Below are 19,400 nucleotides of genomic sequence, written 5' to 3'. Positions count from 1 at the left end.
ATGCTATTTTGGCTAATGCTATTTGTTTACTATTTGTTGTAGTTAAGAAGTTTTGAAACAGGCTTATAAACAAGCATAGTTACTACGCAATGAATCGCAAGCTTAATCACATTAAACGGTAGCAGAGCTGGAACTATAAGAGCAGCAACTTGCTCAACGCTAATATGAGCATAAAGCGGCGTAATAATAAGATTTCCGACTATTGCAAGAGCAATCGCAACTACAGAGCCAACCACAAGCGAAATAATAGCGCCTTCTTTGGTTCTAATTTTTTTGTAGACGATTGCAGCGCTAACAGAAGCGCCCATTGAAACCAATATTGCCATTATTGCGCCAAACGGGTTAGTGAAGAAGTGTGGAGCAAATCCTAGTACGCTTACGATTGCAGCGGCGAATGGTCCGTATGCAAATCCTGCAATTAAACACACAATTCCCGAAGGATCGTATTTAAGGTAGTTTACGTCTGGAATAAGTGGAAATTCTATAAAGCTTACAGCAATAGAGAGCGCAACGAATAGCGCGTATTTAGCAATTTTTTCGCTTGACCAATAGTTTGTGCCAGAGTAAGTTGCGTGATTATTTGCTGTGTGATTGCTTGTTTTATGATTATTTTCGCGTGAAATGCTCATTAGAGCCTCCGTTTCTTTCATCCGGACTTTAACCGTTGGCTTCGGATTTTAACCGAATCAGCAGCAGTGGTGCCGCTCGCGGGCTTCGAGACAATTCACTAATTCAAGAATTACCTCGTTACCGCCAGTAAGGATTTTCACCTTCCCTGAAACTACTCTTTATTTTTATCTTATGCTAAGAACATTTATTGCTAAGCGCTAAGAACATTTAGCAGTTTGATTAACTTTTGACTTGTAACGCTTTTTGATGGCAATGCTAAGTGTAAGATTAAGAGCATGAGTGAAATTACGAATACTTCTGTTAATACTATAGACAAGCTTGCGATTATTGTTGTTACTTATAAGCGCCAGGAGCTTCTTGCAAATTTGTTCAAATCATTTGAGTGTTTAAATCAATGTCCGTGGCGAATTGTTGTTGTAGACAACGAAAGTAGCGAAAAAACACACAAAATGGTGGATGATCTAGGCGATATTCTTTCGCGCAGATGGGGCGCTTCTAGCGCGGACGATTCTGGCGATTCAAACCGCGTTGTTTACGCGCCACAAAGTAGCAATCTTGGGGGAGCTGGCGGTTTTAGTGCTGGCGTTAAAAAAGCGTATGAGCTTGGCGCACAATGGTTTTGGGTTATGGACGATGATGTTGAAACTGTTCCAGAATCTATTGAGCGTCTTTGCAAGTGGACTAAAAGCCACGATGTTATTCAAGGAAGCCGTTTAGACTACGACGGTGGCGATTTTTATTGGCAATATAACTTTATTGTTTCTCTTGGAATTCCTAATCCAATCGCTCCAGCAGCATTTGGGCCATCTGGCTACCGCGTTATGAACACAATGTGCTTTGAAGGGGGATTGTTTAAGCGCAATATTGTAGAGAAAATTGGACTTCCAGATTCGCGTTACTTTATTTATTGGGATGACACTACTTATGGCTATCTTGCTAGCAAAGTTACGAATCCGATTGTTGTAAATGACATTATTCTTCGCAGAACTCGTAATATTCCTAATTGGGATATTGCTGGCGTTCGTCAACTAAATTCCACTTCCGACATGAATCGTTATCATATTATGCGAAATCGTGGCTTTATGGCGCGCTACTTTATGATCCACGGCGATTTTAGACCATTTATGTTTGCTCTTGGAACCGCTTTGACTGCTGCAAAAGAGCTTATTAGGCTTGTTGCTGTAGATCGTGAGCATATTTTAAGTGGCGTTAAAAAGCTTTTTACTGGTTGTATTGCAAGCAGAAAAATTTTGCATGATCCTAATTGGAAGCCAATGCCTCCGTTAAAATAGCAGATTTTTTAAGACTTAAGTCTGAATACTGAGATTTAAGATTAATGCTTAAGTCTTAAAAATTAAAGCACAAACATAAACTAGAAGCCACCTAGCATTTGCTAAGTGGCTTCTAGATTTTTATTTTATCTCTTTTTTCAGTGGGAGAGGTCAATTACCATTCGACCGCGAATCTTACCGCTGAGCATCTCATCGAAGATGTCGTTAATGTCTTCCATCTTGCGCATATGGCATTTTGGAACAACCTTGCCTTCAGCACCAAACTGGAACGCTTCTTCCAAATCTTTACGAGTTCCAACAAGGGATCCAACCAAGCGGATTCCGTCGAGAACAAGGCGAGGGATGCTGAGTTCCATATCTTCTGGTGGAAGACCAACAGCTGCAACGGTGCCGCCTGCTCGTACAGAGTCAACTGCGCTGTTAAAAGCAGCCTTGCTTACAGCGGTTACAACAGCGCCATGAGCGCCGCCTACCTTCTTCATAGCAAATTCAGGAACATTTTCCTTAAGTGGGTTTACGCACAAATCTGCGCCATATTCCTTAGCAAATTCAAGCTGAGCATCGTTAACATCTACTGCGATTACGTGTGCGCCAAATACGTTCTTTGCATATTGCAACGCAAGATTACCAAGACCGCCAAGGCCAAAGAGAATAAGCCATTCGCCTGGGTGTACGCCCGACTCCTTAATAGCCTTGTAGGTTGTAACGCCAGCGCAAGTGATGGAGCTTGCAGGAGCTGGATCCAAGCCTTCTGGGACTTTTACAGCGTAGTCAGCTGCAACAATGCACTCTTGCGACATGCCACCGTCTGCAGTGTATCCTGCGTTCAAAACGCTACGGCAAAGTGTTTCTCGGCCAGTGGTGCAATATTCGCAATGACCGCAACCCTTAAAGAACCACGCTACAGATGCACGGTCGCCTGGCTTTAATGTTGTAACACCAGGGCCAACTTCCTTAACAATACCAATACCTTCGTGGCCAAGAACAACACCAGTTTTATCGCCAAAATCTTGGTTCTTAACGTGAAGATCGGTGTGACATACGCCGCAGCACTCCATATCGAGTAAGGCTTCACCAAATTCCAATGGACGAAGTTCCTTCTCTACAACCTGAGCCTTCTTATCTTTGGTTGCAACAATAGCCTTCATAGAAACCTCCTTGTTCTATGCTTCATCGTTGAAAAACATTGCTTTTTCAGTTTTCTTTTACCTGTTTGGTAAAAGCTATTTTTATTCTACATTATTTTTACGATTTTTCATGATAAAAATCACATTTTAAGAAAAAGTTTTATAAAAATTTATGGCTTAATGATAATAATTATCGTATTCAATATTTTTCTTATCGTTTTCTTATCTTTTTCTTCTGCTCAACACTCCGTAAAATCGCTTGAATACAGCAGAAAATCACTATACATTTTTTATTTTTGATTATAACTTGCATTAAACAATAAATCAGGCTACTATGGCATCTTGTTTGCGGATATAGCTTAGTTGGTAAAGCGCAACCTTGCCAAGGTTGAGACCGCGGGTTCGAGTCCCGCTGTCCGCTCCATTTGATTTCTCAGCAGACTTTCCTCATATCTGCTGAGATTTTTTTATTTTCTATTACATGTCTCAGCACGTATGCCAGCTTTGGGTTATAGGCAAAAAAGTGGGGTTATAGGCCAAAAAGTGTGTAAAGCTAAGCTGATGAATATTCTGGAAATAAAATTAGTCAGCTTAGCTTTGGACTATAAAGCAATTCTTTTTTATTCAATGTGTATAACTTTTGTTAGATAATCCTTGATTTTTCGGCGAAAATTCAAGCGTTATGAATGTTTTATCCACATATTAAATTAACTCTTTTATTTTTTGCAATAAGCTGTATGCTTTACTTAAACATTAGAAAATAATGTGAAAACAAAATTAACAAATAAGGAATTAAAAAATAAATGACTTGACAAAATTTTAGGAAAGAAGGAGAGAATGAGAAATTTTTCTAACACTCTGTTATACGCAAACGACGATGATAATGAGACATTTTGGGAGGTTATTAATAGTAACTTCCCAGATCAAGTAGATCCGTCGCGGTTCCAGACTAAAGATAGAAGACCTTTTCCAGTTTATGAAGGTTTAATACCAGTTGGGTCTTCTCGCTCAATGGCAAGTTATCACGTATCATCGTGTTTCAATAATACGCATGGTAAAAAGATGTACCTATATCTTGCAATGCAAATATGCAAAGTAGCGTGCATAGTAGGTGATATTTCTCACGGCAGGCCAATATCGCCAGAGATGAAAAGAGCATTAACAAAAGAGTGTATATACAAACTCGAGAATATGTGGTACTTGATTAATGAATGCTACAAAGATAAGCATAATGAGGCAGAAGTTTCTAAGCTAAGAAGTAATCCAACAATACCGAAGATGATAAACGGAATACTGGTTTCTCCATCACAATTAGAGGCAGTTGTTTTGCTTCATATTGGAGATACAGAATATTGGACATCTTTAACACTTAGATTCATAATGGGAAAATGGGTTTGCACGTTAGCAGATATAGGTTAGGTTTTACCTAATCGTAGTTTGCATAATATGAATTTTAAGTAGTTATTGATTCAATTAAGTATGTACATGCATAAACTGTTGGATTATGTAGCTTATTTGCGTAACGCCCCTAGAATATAATTTGCATTTGCTGTTTTACTCAAGGGGTTTTCTAAATCGTTATTTGTTAAATTGTTATTTTGTAAAAAACGCTAATTTTCTGTGCATATTTTTGTATCTTCATAGTTTTGTGTTGGCATGCTTATACCGTACAATTAAGAATATGCTGCGAGAATTTTCTGTAGAAGACATTCACCCAACTAACGATGGTGACACAATTTATTCATTGCTTGCCAATAGGGCAATGCGAGACCCGCAAGGTGTGATTGCACAATGGCAAGATGACAATACTCGTCAATGGCACGATGTTAGCGCATCACAGATGCTATCCAAAGTTCGTTCTACTGCAAGAGGCTTAATCGCTCTTGGCGTTAAGCAAGGAGACAAAATCGTTATTTACTCTCCAACTTGTTATGAATGGGGTGTTGTGGACTTTGCGTGCGCTTGTATTGGTGCTGTTAGCATACCTATTTACGAAACTGACTCCGCTCTTCAAGCTGCAGATATTATTTCGGAAGTAAAGCCTGTTATCGCTTTTGCAGGAGACGAAGAGCATGCGCAATGCTTGGAAAGAGTTCGTCAAGACAATAAGCGAATTTCATTAAAAACGGTTTTTAACTTTAAGGCCAATGGTATTGATGCTGTTATTGATTTTGGAAAATCAATAAGCGACGATGAGCTAAATAATGCTATTAATCAAATAAAAGCAGATGATTTAGCAACTATTGTTTACACTTCTGGCTCTACTGGCAAGCCAAAGGGAGCAATGCTTACTAATAGAAACTTTACGCACATTGTTTACGCAGCATACGATGTTCTAAACGACATGTTGTATAAGCCAAGTAGAATACTTCTATTCCTTCCTCTTGCACATTGCTTTGCAAGGTATATTCAATATGTTGCAGTTGGAGCGAATGGCGTTATTGGATATGTTCCAAACGCTAAACATTTGTTGGCAGATTTGCGTAGTTTTAAGCCTACGTATTTGCTTGGCGTTCCTCGAGTGTTTGAAAAAGTTTATAACGCAGCATCTCAAAAAGCTGGAGCTGGAATCCGCGGTAGAATCTTTGCTAAGGCTGTTCAGCATTTTGTTGAGTGGTCTAAAGACGAAGTCGAAGGAAAATTGCATTCTATTTATGCAAAATTGCAGCACGATTTTTATATGAAGACTGTTGGTTCTTCTATAAGATCTGCACTTGGTCCTAATTTAGCGTGGCTAGCTTGTGGTGGTGCTCCAATAAATGCAGAGCTTGCTCACTTCTTTAATGGATTAGATGGAATAACTTTTATTCAAGGTTATGGAATGACGGAAACAGCTGCTCCATGTGTTGTTAACTTTGAGCATGCTAATCAAGTTGGTTCTGTTGGAAAGCCTGGTCCTGGAATCACAATTCGCATTGCAAATGATGGCGAAGTTCTTGTAAAAGGTCCTAATGTTTTTGTTGGATATTACGGAAAGCCAGAGCTTACTGCAGGAGTTATTGACCAAGATGGATGGCTTCATTCTGGCGATTTAGGCGAGATTGATGATGAGGGCTTCTTAACAATTACTGGCAGAAAAAAAGACATTATTATCACTGCTGGTGGAAAGAACATAAGTCCTGCTCCTCTTGAAACTATTATTGCAAAGTGTCCTATTGTTTCGCATGCAGTGGTTGTTGGAGATGGAAAGCCATTTGTTTCTGCTCTTATTGAGCTTGAGCCAGATATGGTTCGTTCTTGGCTTAATAATCAAGGAATGGATGAGACTATTCCAATGAAAGATATTGCACAAAATGATGCAATCCGATCTGTTGTTCAGCAATTTATTGATCAAGCTAATAGCACAGTTTCTAGAGCGGAGTCTATTCGTAAATTTGTTATTTTAGACGAAGAATTCTCTCAAGATGCTGGTACGTTAACGCCAAGCATGAAGGTTGTGCGTCCAAAGGTTTTGAAGAAATATAGCGATATTATTGAAACGCAGCTTTATGCTCCAAAACCTAATAGTAGGCCACTTCCTGCAACGGTTAAGATTTTAGATAAAACAACCGAAACTGTTAAGCAGGCTCAAGAAACTGTTAAGCAAGCTCAAGAGGTTGTTACTCCTAAAGTTAAGCAAGCTATTGATCAAGCTGCAACGCATTTGAAGCGTTTTGGAGAAGATTTGCCTGTGCAATCCGATTCTAAGGAATCTTATTCAAATAATGAAGATGGAGTAAACCAAACCGTTAGTGAATAAGATTATAAAATAAGATACTAATAGGCTAATTAACAATTGCAAATATAGATTTACAGCTGGTATTACGATAAAGCTTGTATAATTATAGATTGCGATTTTAATTAGCCTTTTGTTTTAAGGAGTGCCGTGACTATTAGACAAATCCGCGTTGTTCCAGACCCTGTTCTTAGAACACCTTGTGATGAAATTCGCGAGATTACACCATCTGTTAGAAGTCTTGTAGAAGATTTATTAGAAACTGTAAACGACCCAGGTCGTGCAGGTCTTAGCGCAAACCAAATTGGTGTTAATCTTAGAGCATTTTCTTATAACATTGATGGAACAATAGGCTATATTCTAAATCCTGTTATAGAAGAGCTTAATGGTGAACAATACGGAGATGAGGGCTGCTTATCGGTTCCAGGATTGTGGTACAAGACCCGCAGAGCTGATTATGCTAGAGCAAGAGGAATAGATCTAGACGGTAAAACTGTTGTTTTAGAAGGTAAAGGCTTAATGGCCCGCATGATTCAACATGAATGTGACCATCTTGATGGTCATGTGTATATTGACCGTTTAGAAAAAGATGTTAGAAAGCAAGCTTTACGCCAATTGCGCAATAGCTCTTCTAAGTAGCTAATTTAATAAATTATCGCGATTTTTTATAGAGATTGATTACAAAGTTAGTATAAAGCTTCTGTTATAATTTGGATTTGCGTGTTCGCTTTGAGCATGAGTGTTGTCGCGTTATACGATTGCTCGTTTTTTATTGTCTATCAGAATGCGCATATACGCGCCATGTACGCGTCCGTTCGTGTCGGTCGGCTTGGATTTAGTTATATGCTAGCCAAGTTGCATGCGAACAGACATGGCCAGGCAAGAACCGACAAGAAAGGTATATAGATATGGCACAGATTACCATGAGCGAAATGCTGAAGGCTGGTTTGCACTTCGGTCACCAAACTCGTCGCTGGAATCCAAAGATGAAGCAGTTCATTCTTACTCAGCGCAATGGTATTCATATCATCAATTTGTTCAAGTCGCTCGACATGATCGACAAGGCTTATGACTTTATTAAGCAGACTGTTGCTCACAATGGCACTGTTTTGTTTGTGGGTACTAAGAAGCAGGCTCAAGAAGCTGTGCAAAATCAGGCTACTCGCGTAAACATGCCTTACGTAAGTGAGCGCTGGCTCGGCGGTATGTTGACTAACTTCCAAACTGTTTCTACTCGCGTAAAGCGTTTGAAGGAACTCGAGGAAATGGACTTTACCGACGTTCGTGGATCTGGTTTAACCAAGAAGGAACTTTTGCTTCTTGAGCGCGAAAAGGATAAGCTTTCCAAGCAGCTCGGCGGTATTCGCAATATGAACCGTACTCCTTCTGCAATGTTTGTTGTAGACATTAACAAGGAAGCTTTGGCTGTTGAAGAAGCACACAAGCTCGGTATTCCAGTTGTGGCAATCGTTGACACCAACACCGATCCAGAATCCGTTGAGTATCCAATTCCAGCAAACGACGATGCAATTCGTGGCGTAGAGCTTCTTACAAGCTTGATGGCCGATGCTGTTGCAGAAGGTTTGCTTGATCACGCTGGCAAGGGTGCAAAGGCTGAAGATGCCAATGCTCAGCCAATGGCAGCATGGGAAAAGGAACTGCTCACTAAGGAATCTGAACAGTCCGACAATGAAGCCAAGGCTGAATAAGCCTGTTGGCAGTTAATGAGGAGAACAAAATGGCAGCAATTACTGCAGCGTTGATTAAGCAGGTGCGCGAAGAAACTGGCGCAGGCATGATGGACGTTAAGAAGGCTCTTACTGAAGCCGAAGGCGATGTAGCTCGCGCTAAGGAAATCATCCGCGCTAAGGGCATTCAGGCCGCTGGCAAGCGTGAAGGTCGCAAGGCTCAAGAAGGAACCGTTGCTTCTAAGGTTGTTAAGACTGCAGAAGGCGAAACTGGTTATGCAGTTGAGTTGAATTCCGAAACTGACTTTGTTGCTAAGACACCAAAGTTTGTTGAATTCTCCGAAACTGTGTTGAACAATGCTATTGAAGCCAATGCTTCTAATGCAGAAGAGCTTCTTGCCGCTAAGGCTGGAGATGCTACTGTTAAGGAAGAAGTTGAAGAAGCAGCAGCATTGTTTGGCGAGCATGTTAAGGTTGGCCAGATTGCCAAGGTTAACGGTCCTCACGTTGAGGTTTACGCTCACAAGAAGTCCGTTGAATTGCCTCCAAGCATTGTTTCTATGATTGCTACCGACGAAGCAGGCGCTAAGGTTGCTCACGAAGCTGCTTTGCAAATTTCCGCTATGGGTGCTCAGTGGCTCCGCCGCGAAGATGTTCCAGCAGATGTGTTGGAGTCCGAGCGTCGCGTTGCTACCGAAAAGTCCTTGGCAGAAGGCAAGCCAGAAAAAATCGTTCCAAAGATTGTTGAAGGCCGTTTGAACGCCTTCTTCAAGGAAACTGTTCTTCTTGAGCAAGCTTATGTTAAGGATCCTTCCAAGACTATTGGCGACTTGTTCAAGGAAGTTGGCGGCTCTGCTTTAGCTTTCGCTCGTGTTGAGGTTGGCAAAGGCTCTGCTGAATAGTTTTTGCTAAGTTTCAAATAATTTTCTTTTACTGAAAACTATTTGAAATGTAAAAATGGACTTGCGTGTTTAACGCGTGAGTCCATTTTTGTTTGCAACATATTGTTTGAGCAGATAAACTATTAATCAGAATGCATACAGGGAGGCTGCGTTAAATGGACAACACTTTTGAATTGTCCGCTGCAAAGATGCGCGAACACGGTATGAGCGAAGTTGCTATTAGCCAATTTGAACGTCTTTATAAAGTGTGGAATGAAGATAAAACTGGCGGATTTATTCGCGAAAACGCAGTAGAGCCTATTAAGACTGTGCCAAATTTTCATGAGATTTATGAAACAATTGATCATAATAAAGCTGTTAACGCATTCTCAAAAACGGCATTTATTAAGCTAAATGGTGGTCTTGGAACATCAATGGGCTTGTCTTGCGCAAAGTCTTTATTGCCAGTTAGAAGGCATAAAGCTCGTCAAATGAGATTTATTGACATTATAATTGGTCAAGTTCTTACAGCGCGTCAACGTTTAGGCGTTGATTTGCCTTTGATTTTTATGAACTCTTTCCGCACGTCTAAAGATACTTTGCAAGTATTAAAGCGTACAAAAAAGTTTTCTCAAGAAAATATTCCTGTTGAAATTATTCAGCATCAAGAGCCAAAGCTTTTAGAGGAAACGGGTGAGCCTGTTTCTTGTTCTAAAGATAGTAGTTTAGAATGGTGTCCTCCGGGTCACGGTGACATTTTTTCAACTATTTGGGAATCTGGATTGTTGGATATTCTAAAGAAAAATGGCATTAAGTACTTGTTCATTTCTAACTCCGACAATTTAGGTGCGAGACCGTCTAGGACTCTTGCTCAGCATTTTGAAAATACTGGTGCATCAATCATGATTGAGGTTGCTAAGCGTACTCAAGCAGACCGTAAAGGTGGTCATATTGTTAGAAGTCTTGAAACTGGCAGAATGATGCTTCGTGAAATGACTCAAGTTGCTGCAGAAGATAGAAGAAGTGCGCAAAGTATTAATAAACATCCTTATTTTAATACTAACAATATTTGGATTCGTGTTGATGCTTTGCAAAAGATTCTTAAAAAATATAAAGGTGTTCTCCCTCTTCCAGTTATTTGCAATCACAAGACTGTTGACCCAACTGATGATTCAAGCGAAAAAGTGATTCAGCTTGAAACTGCTATGGGCTCTGCTGTTTCTCTTTTTGATGATGCAATTTGCGTTGAGGTTGATAGAATGCGATTTTTGCCTGTAAAGACAACTAACGATTTGTTTATAATGCGTTCTGACCGCTTCCATCTTACAGATTCTTACGAGATGGAAGATGGCAATTACATATTTCCAAATGTGGATTTAGATCCACGATTCTACAAGACTATTGATGATTTTAACGAAAGATTCCCGTATTCTGTTCCAGCTTTGGCGGCTGCAAAATCCGTTACAATACGAGGCGATTGGACTTTTGGAAGTCAAGTTTCTATGTTTGCGGATGCTGTTTTAGAAGATGCGGGGGAGCCAAGCTACGTTCCAAATGGCGAATTTGTGGGGCCTCAGGGCATTGAACCAGATGAGTGGGTGTAATCACAAAATAAATTCATTCGGGCGTGTCGTGTGGAAAATGGCCTTATTCCAACGTTTTTATAGTGTTGATTAATGGCTTTTTAAGAAAATTGATGACTTTTTTTGAAAATGTCCACACGTATGGCAAAACACCATTAAAATAGTTAAGGTGTGTGTTGAGAATTTAGCATTTTTCGCATGTTTTTAACACAAGATGAAACTACAAAAGAAACGATACGTGAGGACAAATGGCAGAAGGAAGTAACGGAAGACGTCGTTTTTCCGATAAGTGGGGTAAACACGAGCTTGATGTGCTAGCTGTGTTGTCTTCCGCATTTCCACAATGGCTGACTTCGCGTCAGATTGCGCAACGAGTTAAGGCTTATGCCGATTCTTATGGAGAGCTTGCCGACCAAGCTGCAAAGGCTGCGTTTGCAAAGCAATTCCAAAGAGATCGTGCAAAGCTTGCAGCTATGGGTATTGCGATTGAATCTCGTCAGCCTGAATATTCTTCAAAGTCAGAAGGCCAAGATTTTGCATCATACAGGTTGCAACTTGGTGACGAACCACGCGTGCGTATTCGTTTTGAACAAGAAGAGCTTCCTGTTCTTGCGGCTGCTAATTATTTAGCTCGTTCTATGTCGATTTCTTCTTCTGAATCGCGCAAAGTAGATCAGCAACATTCTTCTGCATCTCGTACTGCTCCTAGAGTTCCTCAAACACCTATTCCTGGTTTGGGCTTAGATTCGATTGCCCCTGGTCTTGGAACTCAAACAATTCCAGACGCATTGGTTAAGGTTATTGATTCTAGAAGATTTGCAGCAACTGTTGACGTTGATGGTGAACATTTGAACGTTGCATACACTGATTCCGACGATTTAGCAATGTTTGTTCTTGAGCACCCAGGTTCTTGCGTTGTAAGTCCTCAAGAAGCTGTGGACGCTTTCCATAGAAGACTTAATGCTGCTACGCAATTCGTTGAATGCGACGAGAATTACGCTGATCAAAGCGTTGATTCTGCACGTTCTAATGCGGAAGATAATCAAGCCCTTTCGGAAAACGAGCCAGACAAGTCTCGTCAAAAAAAGACGTCTTTCCAAACTGGAAGCGAAGTAGATCGCAGACTTCGACTAATGCTCTTCCTTTCTGCTCATCTTGGAGAAGAATTCCCACTAAATGAGCTTGCTGTAAGATTTATTGGCAAACCTAAGAATGATGATGAGCTTCGTAGATTTGTTGCGATTTTGCATAAAGACATTAATACGCTTACTACTGTTTCCGACGATGGCGAGATGGCAGGTAGCCAATTCTTCGATATTGATTGGTCTCTTTTAGAAGCCGAAGGTATTGTTTCCGCAACTAATTCGCTTGGTCTTGAGCGTTTAGCTGGAGTTTCTCAACAATATATGAGTATGCTTACGGCCTCTATCAACTACCTTGCGCATTCTCCTCTTTTGCCTGCTGAACAAAGAGATCAAGCCAAAGCGCTTTACATGCGTTTGCGTAGGCATGTTAGCCCAGGGGAGACTCCTTGGCTTAGCCTTACTGGTTACGAGGTAGAGCCTAGAAATTGTTCTGTTGTTCGCAGCGCTATTAGTGCTAATGCATTAATCGACATGGAGTACACAGATGGCGCTGGTAGAACACGCAGAAAGATTGTTGCTCCTTCTAAGATTTTTGTTGATGAAGGCGTTTACTACGTTGCTGTTTGGACAGATGTTGAGGCTCAAACTCCACAAGATAAGCGTACTTTTGTTGCAAAAGACACTTCGATTAATAAAGCAAACGGTTTGCCGAGAATTTGGCAGGTTTTGCGCGTTGCAAGAATTGAGCGTGCAGAAGTTATTAAGCCTATTTGCCCTGTAGAAATTCCAGATGTTCCAGTTAGCGAACTTAGAAAATGGAGTTTTGACAATGGTACTCAAACATGCTTTATTACAGATGAGCCAGATTTGAACTTCTTAAAGAGTCTTTCTGGAGCTACAATCGAGCCTTGTGGAACTGGCGTTAAGGTTCATTTAACGGTTTCTTCCGACTCTTGGTTTGTTGCATTTTGCATTGCTCACGCTCGTCATATTAAAGCTGTTTCTCCAGAAACTTTGCGCACTATGATTATTGCTCGAGCACAGCGAGAATTAAGCGTTAATAATAGCGATTGCCAAAACTTGGAGAATTAAAATGCCATGGTGGATTTGGCTTTTATTAACTCTTTTTATGCTATGCATGATTGGCGCAGGGCTTGCGTACGCGCTTAAATGCGCGTATAAGATTTTAACGAATTGCACGAGTTTTTATACTAAGGCTTATTCTTGTTTTGAAAAGTTGCAAAACAGTGAAGATTCGTTGAAAAAGGATTCATATCCATTTTTTACGCGTCCGATTTTCGATGCTGCGCAACGTGTAGAAGAGGCTAGAATTAGAGTTTTAAAGCGCAGAGAAAAAGTAGGAGATTCTCATAGAATTGTTTGGCAACATTGGAATAACTTGTCTTTGCGCAAAGAAGATATTGACAATCCAATTTTTAATGAATCTAAAGAAACTAAAGGAAACTAAAGAATAGTTTATGACTACGCTCCCATTATCTCCGTCTCAAAGATTTAGTGCGTTTCGCAAGACTTTGCAACATTCTAAATCAATGGCTGCTAAATTTGAAAGTTCCTTAAGCTTTGATTTGGATGATTTTCAACTTGAGGCAATTGATGCTCTAGAAAATGGAGATAACGTTCTTGTTGCTGCTCCTACAGGTGCTGGTAAAACTGTTGTAGCAGATTTTGCTGTTTTTTTGGGCGTTAATCGCGGTGTTAAAACCTTCTATACAACTCCAATCAAGGCTCTTAGCAACCAAAAATATCATGATTTTTGCGAAGTTTACGGCTCTAATAAAGTTGGTCTGTTAACAGGAGATACGTCTGTTAACAGTGAAGCAGATATTGTTGTTATGACAACAGAAGTCTTACGAAATATGCTTTATGAGCGTTCAATAACACTTAATTCGCTTGGATTTGTTGTTTTAGACGAAGTGCACTATTTAGCAGATAAATTCCGAGGAGCAGTTTGGGAAGAAGTTATTATTCATCTTCCGCAAAGCGTTAAAATTATTGGACTTTCGGCAACTGTTTCTAATGTTGAAGATTTTAGCGCATGGATTTCTTCTGTTCGCGGAAACACTCATTTAATCGTAGATGAGCATAGGCCTGTTCCTCTTGAACGTCATGTTATTATCCAAAAAGATGGCCAAACAGAGCCAGAGCTTCTTAATCTTTACGATTCAGACAAAAATGGCAATCCAACGAATCGTGTAAATCTTGCTTTAACTAGAAAGTTAAGCCAGTGGGAAAATGCTGCTTTGCGCAAAAAATCTTCTTATTTAAGTAAAGATAAGAGATTCTCTAAAGGGCGATTTTCTAAAAGAAAATCGCGCGATCGCTCTAGTGATTTACAAAAAAATTCCAAGTCGTCTTTAACTGTTCGTCATACTCCTAAAAGATGGGCTGTTATTGACGAGCTTGATTATCTTAATATGCTTCCTGGGATTTACTTTATTTTCTCACGTTCTGGTTGCGATCAAGCTGTTCAGCAATGCTTAAACGCTGGTCTAGCTCTTACAAGCGATGAAGAGATGTACGAGATTCGTAGAATTGTTGATTCAATGATCTCGCAAAATAAGCTTTCTAAAAGTGACTTAAAAGCGCTTAGATTTGAACGCTTTAGATACGCTTTGGAACAAGGATTTGCGGCTCATCACGCAGGTATGATCGCGATTTTTAGGCATATTGTTGAAACTCTTTTTGAGCGTGGTCTTATTAAGATTATTTTTGCTACAGAAACGCTTGCTTTAGGCTTAAATATGCCAGCTAGGAGCGTTGTTGTAGAAAAGCTAGTTAAGTATGATGGCACAGGTCATGTTCCTCTTACTCCTGGAGAGTTTACTCAACTTACTGGCCGAGCTGGCAGGCGTGGAATTGACGATATTGGTCATGCTGTTTTAATAGACAATCCTGATTTTGACCCAGCTAAAGCGGCTTCTCTTTCTAGTAAGCGTGTTTATCCTCTTCACTCCAGCTTTGTTCCAACTTTTAACATGGCTGTTAATCTTCTTAATAATAGCGATGCAAAAACAGCTCGAGTAACACTTAGCAGCTCGTTTGCACAATGGGAAGCAAATGCTTCTGCAACGCGCCTTTTGAGTCGTATTGAGGAGCTTCAAGAGGCGATTAGTGGCTATGAGCAGGCTTTTTATTGTTCTAATGGCGATTTTGCTGAGTTTATGACTCTTAGAATGCGTCTTAAAGACGCTCAACATGATCAGCGTAGAAAACTTAAGCATACTCTGTTTTCCAGCGATTTAGAGCGTTCAGATGCCTTCAAAGAGTTAGATAACAAAATTGCTAGCTTGCGCATTCAAGAAAGAAACCATCCTTGTGCAAATTGCCCAGATATTCAAAACCATTTACATTGGGGATATTATTGGGCTAGAGAAACAAAAGAGCTAAATCAAGTTAAAGAACGTTATAATTCTAGAACTGGTTCTGTTGCAAGATGTTTTGACCGTATTTGCAACGTTCTTTGTAGTTTGGATTACTTAAAAGAAACAGGTAATACGTTTGCTTTGACTAATAAAGGTCAGCTTCTTAGACGACTTTATAACGAGCTTGATGTTGTTTTTGCGCAAGCTATTTGCGAAGGTATTTTTAACGATTTAACTCCTATTGAGCTGTTGAGTTGTGTATCTTCTTTGGTTTATGAGTCTAGAGGTCCAGTTGGATCGGAGCCAAGAAGATATCCTGGCGGATTAGACGGCGCTGTATTCAATACTGTTTCTAGATTAAAGGAATTGTTTATGCGCATAAGCAATATGTGCTTAAATAATCATCTTGATGCGTTGAAATCGCTTGATTTTGGTGCAGTAGACCTTATATATGATTGGGCGCAAGGCGCTGATTTGCTTGATATTTTGCAAAATACAGATATTACGGGTGGGGATTTTGTTCGTTTTGCTAAAAGACTTATAGACTTGCTTAATCAGCTTGCTGTTCTTAGCGATTATTTAAGAATTTTGCCTAATGTAGACGATTCGTTAGCACACAAAGCATATGAAGCAGTTCAAATAATTAATCGTGGGGTAGTAGCCTATTGTGATGTTTAGTATGCGTGCAAGGGAATGCATGAACCTTAATGAGACTTGTGTAGTCCGTGCAATTCGCTAGCTTTATAATGGAAACTAAAAGGAGAATATAATATGGCAGAACGCAGTTTACGTGGTATGAGCATTGGTGCAAAGTCGCTAGAATCCGACGATAATGTTGATTTTGCAGCTCGTAATGATGTTACATATGTTTGTCCTAAAGGGCATAGGACTATTCTCCCGCTTGCTCAAGGTGCAGAAGTTCCAGAAGAATGGGAATGTCGTTGCGGTGCTTTAGCGCATAAAGAAGGCGACGCAGATAGGCCAGATGATGATTTTAATAAGCCAACTCGAACTCATTGGGATATGCTTTTAGAGCGTAGAAGCGAAGAAGAGCTAAAAGCTTTGCTCGATAAGCGCTTGAAGATGCATCACGAAGGTTGGATTCCTGATTACGAGTAGTCTTTGCTGCGTAGTTTTACTTTAATTTTGTGATTAATCACTAATATTAATTATTTAATTTAGGATTTTAGGGAAAACTCCATGAAAGTTGTTTTGCTTGATTTAGATGGCACTTTGACTCAATCTCATATGGGAATTATTGCGTGTGCTAAAAGAGCTATGAGCGATTTAGGCATGCAAATTCCAGACGATGAAGAGATGATGCGCTTTGTAGGACCGTCTATTCTTGAATCTTTTCAACGAAATGGCATGCCAGAAGATTTGCAATTAGAAGGCGTAAAGTTGTATCGAAAGTATTATTCCGAAGTTGCAACTTTTACAGATCCGAAAAATCCTAGTGGTAGTAAAATCACTGGAAGTCTTTTGAATAAGGTTTACGAAGGTATTCCAGAACAATTAAAGAAACTACGTGAATCTGGATATTATCTTGCTACAGCATCTTGCAAGCCAGAATATCAAGTTAAGCCTATTTGTGATTATTTTGGTTTAACAGATTTGATTGATGGAATTTACGGCGCGAGTGCCGATATGTCTAGAATTAAAAAAGACCAAGTTATTCGCTATGTTTTGAAAAATATTGGTTTTGACTATTCGCTAGACAAGGCATTAATGGTTGGCGACCGATGGACGGACGCAGATGGTGCTTTAGCATGCTACATTGATTGTCTTGGTTGCGCTTGGGGCTACGCAGAGCCTGGTGAGCTTAAAAAGCACGGTGCTTATAGGATTATTGACAATGTTTGTGATTTGAGCATTGCTATTGATGAATATTTTGATAATACTTTGCGCAAATGATATTTCTATATAAAAATAATTCTATATAAGTATCCGATAATGTACGTTATGTCAGATTTGTTATAAATCACGAATAAAACACACTACATAAGAATTAGAGTCAGCACACCACTTTCATTTTTTATTATTCATTATTTTTTTATTCTTAATATTTCGATATTTTCAATATGATATAAATTTTATGATTTAAGATTCTTTAGTTTTAAGATTCTTTAGATAAATCAGCTCGTACTTGCTTAACAATGCATCCAACTGCGATTGCAAAAACAGCTGAGCCGCCCTCAAGCATGCTAAACATATTTTCTTGATTATTGTTACATTCCATAACAGATTGACCATCGCAAATTATTGTCATGCGCTCAAGATGATTAACACTATAACAATTCAAAAAAACTATAGCTTTTGTAACGTTTGTAAGATTTACGCCAGCGTCTAAAAGTCGCTTAGCAACCGCCATAATAGAAATATCCTTAAAAGAATATAAACGCCTGGATCCAGACCCGTGAGAAGGATTAATAGAAGGCTCAATAATGTTTTTTCTAGCCCAATAATCAAGTTGCCTATAGGTTATTCCAGCAATCTTCATTGCAACGCTTCCGCGATATCCTACGGACTCTTCTCCGTAGCTAGAAAAAGCAAACAACTCCCCCTGCACTGGCTGATTATTAGATTCGTAGAAATCCGCCAGTGCATTTTTGCTAGAAGAGTTTTTTAACACCATTATTGTTTATTATGTTTATTGTGTTTATCGCTATCGTTTACTAACAGCACTTTGCGTAAAGAACATTAAGCGATATTTGCCAATCATAATCTCATCGCCATTATTAAGAACTGCTTCATCAACTCGATTACGATTAACATAGGTTCCGTTTAAGCTGCCAGCATCTGCAATGCTAAAAACGTTTCCATTCCTTCTAAACACTGCATGCGCTCTAGAAACAGTAGAATCGTCAAGCATAATATCTGCTCTAGAGTCACGCCCAACCGATACAACATCTTCGTCTAGCAAATAACGAGACCCAGAAACTGCCCCACGTGTAGAAATAAGCAAAGCGGTGCCTGGCAGTAGTTTTGCTATTGTGTCTAAATCATCCTGTTTGAGTGGGCGGTCTGCGTTCGAGTTTATTGGAATAGTTATTGCTGGCATGCCAATAATGGTTGTTTCGCCAGCTGTAGGAATAGGTTCAGTCATAATTGCTATTTTACCTTCTTATTCGACTGGTTTTGCATATTGATACTGTTTTGGTTCGCGTGTTGAACGAATCTCAACCTCTTCAGGCGTTGAAACGTATACGGAAGCGCCAAATTTAACTTTTAATCTAGATCCAACTCCCCCTGCAATATTTACGGCGTTTTGCAAATTTTGCGCATCGCCAATAGCCTTAACTATGTAAGGAGGATTTATCTCGATTCCATCGCACAGCAATCCATGCTTAGTGTCGGAAATATAAGTAGAAGTAACAATGCGAATATCGTTAATAGACATAACTTCCACGCCAGCGTTGCGAAGCTCTTCTATAAGCTGAAACATAGTTGCAGCATCTACGCGCTCTTTTTCTCCAGCTGTAATATGAATAATTACACCTTTTCCAATTGCTGGAAGGCGACCAGAAATCAAGCCGCTTGTTTGCGAATTTTGCTTAGCAATTCTAGCAGCTTCTTCTTGCTTATTCACAGATGCTTTTAGAGAATTAAGCTGACTTGTTAATTCAAACTTTCGTTGTTCAAGATTTTGTATTTGAGAATTAGTTTCTGTAATCAATCGCGTAAGCTCATCTTCGCTCATAGTTTGGTACACAAGAGCACTTCGATTTACTTGAATCATATATGCAAAGCTAAGAAGAGCGCAAAGAAGCATAACAAGTAAGCCTGTTAAAATGCGCGTTCTAGTAACATGACCTTGCAAAGATGGCTTATTTTTGCGCTTAACGATTGGGAAGGAACCCGTTTGCGTGCGGTCACTTTCTCGATCTTTAGCATGCTGGCGATGAAGCCGTTTAACAATATTGTCTACATTTTTATCAATATTATTATCGCTTAATTCATTGTTTTTTACGCTGTTTTTTGAAGTATTCGCAAGTGGATGTTTCATATTATCCCCT

Annotated in this window: 17 protein-coding genes, 1 tRNA gene and 1 riboswitch; of the genes, 13 read left to right on the top strand and 5 right to left on the bottom strand. The window is 39.7% G+C overall.

The window, feature by feature from the left end:
* Window positions 1-29: 29 nt before the first annotated feature.
* Window positions 30-629 carry an ECF transporter S component gene (locus NYP55_RS00360; protein WP_004130819.1) on the bottom strand — a complete coding sequence of 200 codons (600 nt, stop codon included), beginning with the start codon at window positions 627-629 and terminating at the stop codon, window positions 30-32.
* Between the two features lie 5 nt (window positions 630-634).
* Window positions 635-787: riboswitch (FMN riboswitch) on the bottom strand.
* Window positions 788-905: 118 nt separating this feature from the next.
* Between NYP55_RS00360 and NYP55_RS00355 the strand changes: the two genes are divergently transcribed.
* On the top strand, window positions 906-1,922 hold the full coding sequence (locus tag NYP55_RS00355; RefSeq protein ID WP_004133157.1) for a glycosyltransferase: 1,017 nt from the start codon (window positions 906-908) through the stop codon (window positions 1,920-1,922).
* A 137-nt stretch (window positions 1,923-2,059) separates the two neighbouring features.
* Here the strand turns inward: NYP55_RS00355 and adhP are convergent, their stop codons facing one another.
* Window positions 2,060-3,070 (bottom strand): alcohol dehydrogenase AdhP, encoded by a 1,011-nt coding sequence (adhP, locus tag NYP55_RS00350; protein WP_016792006.1) that lies wholly within the window; start codon window positions 3,068-3,070, stop codon window positions 2,060-2,062.
* A gap of 327 nt (window positions 3,071-3,397) precedes the next feature.
* Here adhP and NYP55_RS00345 point away from each other — a divergent pair.
* The 12 genes from NYP55_RS00345 (at window position 3,398) to NYP55_RS00290 (ending at window position 17,298) form a co-directional block, all read left to right on the top strand.
* A tRNA-Gly gene (locus NYP55_RS00345) sits at window positions 3,398-3,473 on the top strand.
* 413 nt (window positions 3,474-3,886) lie between these two features.
* Window positions 3,887-4,468 carry a hypothetical protein gene (locus NYP55_RS00340; protein WP_004130824.1) on the top strand — a complete coding sequence of 194 codons (582 nt, stop codon included), beginning with the start codon at window positions 3,887-3,889 and terminating at the stop codon, window positions 4,466-4,468.
* A 262-nt stretch (window positions 4,469-4,730) separates the two neighbouring features.
* On the top strand, window positions 4,731-6,788 hold the full coding sequence (locus NYP55_RS00335; protein WP_472781399.1) for an AMP-dependent synthetase/ligase: 2,058 nt from the start codon (window positions 4,731-4,733) through the stop codon (window positions 6,786-6,788).
* Window positions 6,789-6,914: 126 nt separating this feature from the next.
* Complete coding sequence (locus NYP55_RS00330; RefSeq protein ID WP_016801421.1) at window positions 6,915-7,403, top strand: peptide deformylase; 489 nt, start codon at window positions 6,915-6,917, stop codon at window positions 7,401-7,403.
* Window positions 7,404-7,672: 269 nt separating this feature from the next.
* On the top strand, window positions 7,673-8,473 hold the full coding sequence (gene rpsB / locus NYP55_RS00325) for a 30S ribosomal protein S2 (RefSeq protein WP_004130830.1): 801 nt from the start codon (window positions 7,673-7,675) through the stop codon (window positions 8,471-8,473).
* A 29-nt stretch (window positions 8,474-8,502) separates the two neighbouring features.
* A complete protein-coding gene (gene tsf / locus NYP55_RS00320) occupies window positions 8,503-9,354 on the top strand; it encodes a translation elongation factor Ts (protein WP_004130831.1) in 852 nt (283 codons plus the stop codon).
* A gap of 155 nt (window positions 9,355-9,509) precedes the next feature.
* Window positions 9,510-10,937 carry a UTP--glucose-1-phosphate uridylyltransferase gene (locus tag NYP55_RS00315; RefSeq protein ID WP_004133153.1) on the top strand — a complete coding sequence of 476 codons (1,428 nt, stop codon included), beginning with the start codon at window positions 9,510-9,512 and terminating at the stop codon, window positions 10,935-10,937.
* A 227-nt stretch (window positions 10,938-11,164) separates the two neighbouring features.
* A complete protein-coding gene (locus tag NYP55_RS00310; RefSeq protein WP_018639278.1) occupies window positions 11,165-13,093 on the top strand; it encodes a helix-turn-helix transcriptional regulator in 1,929 nt (642 codons plus the stop codon).
* 1 nt (window position 13,094) lies between these two features.
* Window positions 13,095-13,469 (top strand): hypothetical protein, encoded by a 375-nt coding sequence (locus NYP55_RS00305; RefSeq protein ID WP_004133149.1) that lies wholly within the window; start codon window positions 13,095-13,097, stop codon window positions 13,467-13,469.
* Between the two features lie 10 nt (window positions 13,470-13,479).
* Entirely contained in the window at window positions 13,480-16,062 is a 2,583-nt protein-coding gene (locus NYP55_RS00300) for a DEAD/DEAH box helicase (protein WP_353938479.1), read from the top strand.
* Window positions 16,063-16,155: 93 nt separating this feature from the next.
* On the top strand, window positions 16,156-16,503 hold the full coding sequence (locus NYP55_RS00295) for an RNA polymerase-binding protein RbpA (RefSeq protein WP_004130843.1): 348 nt from the start codon (window positions 16,156-16,158) through the stop codon (window positions 16,501-16,503).
* 81 nt (window positions 16,504-16,584) lie between these two features.
* A complete protein-coding gene (locus NYP55_RS00290) occupies window positions 16,585-17,298 on the top strand; it encodes an HAD hydrolase-like protein (RefSeq protein ID WP_016635311.1) in 714 nt (237 codons plus the stop codon).
* 202 nt (window positions 17,299-17,500) lie between these two features.
* On the opposite strand, the gene NYP55_RS00285 is transcribed toward NYP55_RS00290, so the two are convergent.
* The 3 genes from NYP55_RS00285 to NYP55_RS00275 are packed head-to-tail and all read right to left on the bottom strand — an operon-like array spanning window position 17,501 to window position 19,390.
* Entirely contained in the window at window positions 17,501-18,019 is a 519-nt protein-coding gene (locus NYP55_RS00285; protein ID WP_060785982.1) for a MerR family transcriptional regulator, read from the bottom strand.
* 30 nt (window positions 18,020-18,049) lie between these two features.
* Entirely contained in the window at window positions 18,050-18,490 is a 441-nt protein-coding gene (locus NYP55_RS00280; protein ID WP_016635312.1) for an FHA domain-containing protein, read from the bottom strand.
* An 18-nt stretch (window positions 18,491-18,508) separates the two neighbouring features.
* A complete protein-coding gene (locus NYP55_RS00275; protein ID WP_081090848.1) occupies window positions 18,509-19,390 on the bottom strand; it encodes a DUF881 domain-containing protein in 882 nt (293 codons plus the stop codon).
* Window positions 19,391-19,400: the final 10 nt, after the last annotated feature.

It is taken from the genome of Gardnerella sp. c10Ua_31 (assembly GCF_055700915.1).
This window is presented reverse-complemented; position numbering and strand designations above follow the sequence as displayed.

Excerpts from the sequence above, each read along its gene's own strand:
- NYP55_RS00360 (WP_004130819.1), bottom strand. The coding sequence starts at position 629 with ATGAGCATTTCACGCGAAAATAATCATAAAACAAGCAATCACACAGCA.
- NYP55_RS00355 (WP_004133157.1), top strand. The coding sequence starts at position 906 with ATGAGTGAAATTACGAATACTTCTGTTAATACTATAGACAAGCTTGCG.
- adhP (WP_016792006.1), bottom strand. The coding sequence starts at position 3,070 with ATGAAGGCTATTGTTGCAACCAAAGATAAGAAGGCTCAGGTTGTAGAG.
- NYP55_RS00340 (WP_004130824.1), top strand. The coding sequence starts at position 3,887 with ATGAGAAATTTTTCTAACACTCTGTTATACGCAAACGACGATGATAAT.
- NYP55_RS00335 (WP_472781399.1), top strand. The coding sequence starts at position 4,731 with ATGCTGCGAGAATTTTCTGTAGAAGACATTCACCCAACTAACGATGGT.
- rpsB (WP_004130830.1), top strand. The coding sequence starts at position 7,673 with ATGGCACAGATTACCATGAGCGAAATGCTGAAGGCTGGTTTGCACTTC.
- tsf (WP_004130831.1), top strand. The coding sequence starts at position 8,503 with ATGGCAGCAATTACTGCAGCGTTGATTAAGCAGGTGCGCGAAGAAACT.
- NYP55_RS00315 (WP_004133153.1), top strand. The coding sequence starts at position 9,510 with ATGGACAACACTTTTGAATTGTCCGCTGCAAAGATGCGCGAACACGGT.
- NYP55_RS00310 (WP_018639278.1), top strand. The coding sequence starts at position 11,165 with ATGGCAGAAGGAAGTAACGGAAGACGTCGTTTTTCCGATAAGTGGGGT.
- NYP55_RS00305 (WP_004133149.1), top strand. The coding sequence starts at position 13,095 with ATGCCATGGTGGATTTGGCTTTTATTAACTCTTTTTATGCTATGCATG.
- NYP55_RS00300 (WP_353938479.1), top strand. The coding sequence starts at position 13,480 with ATGACTACGCTCCCATTATCTCCGTCTCAAAGATTTAGTGCGTTTCGC.
- NYP55_RS00295 (WP_004130843.1), top strand. The coding sequence starts at position 16,156 with ATGGCAGAACGCAGTTTACGTGGTATGAGCATTGGTGCAAAGTCGCTA.
- NYP55_RS00290 (WP_016635311.1), top strand. The coding sequence starts at position 16,585 with ATGAAAGTTGTTTTGCTTGATTTAGATGGCACTTTGACTCAATCTCAT.
- NYP55_RS00285 (WP_060785982.1), bottom strand. The coding sequence starts at position 18,019 with ATGGTGTTAAAAAACTCTTCTAGCAAAAATGCACTGGCGGATTTCTAC.
- NYP55_RS00280 (WP_016635312.1), bottom strand. The coding sequence starts at position 18,490 with ATGACTGAACCTATTCCTACAGCTGGCGAAACAACCATTATTGGCATG.
- NYP55_RS00275 (WP_081090848.1), bottom strand. The coding sequence starts at position 19,390 with ATGAAACATCCACTTGCGAATACTTCAAAAAACAGCGTAAAAAACAAT.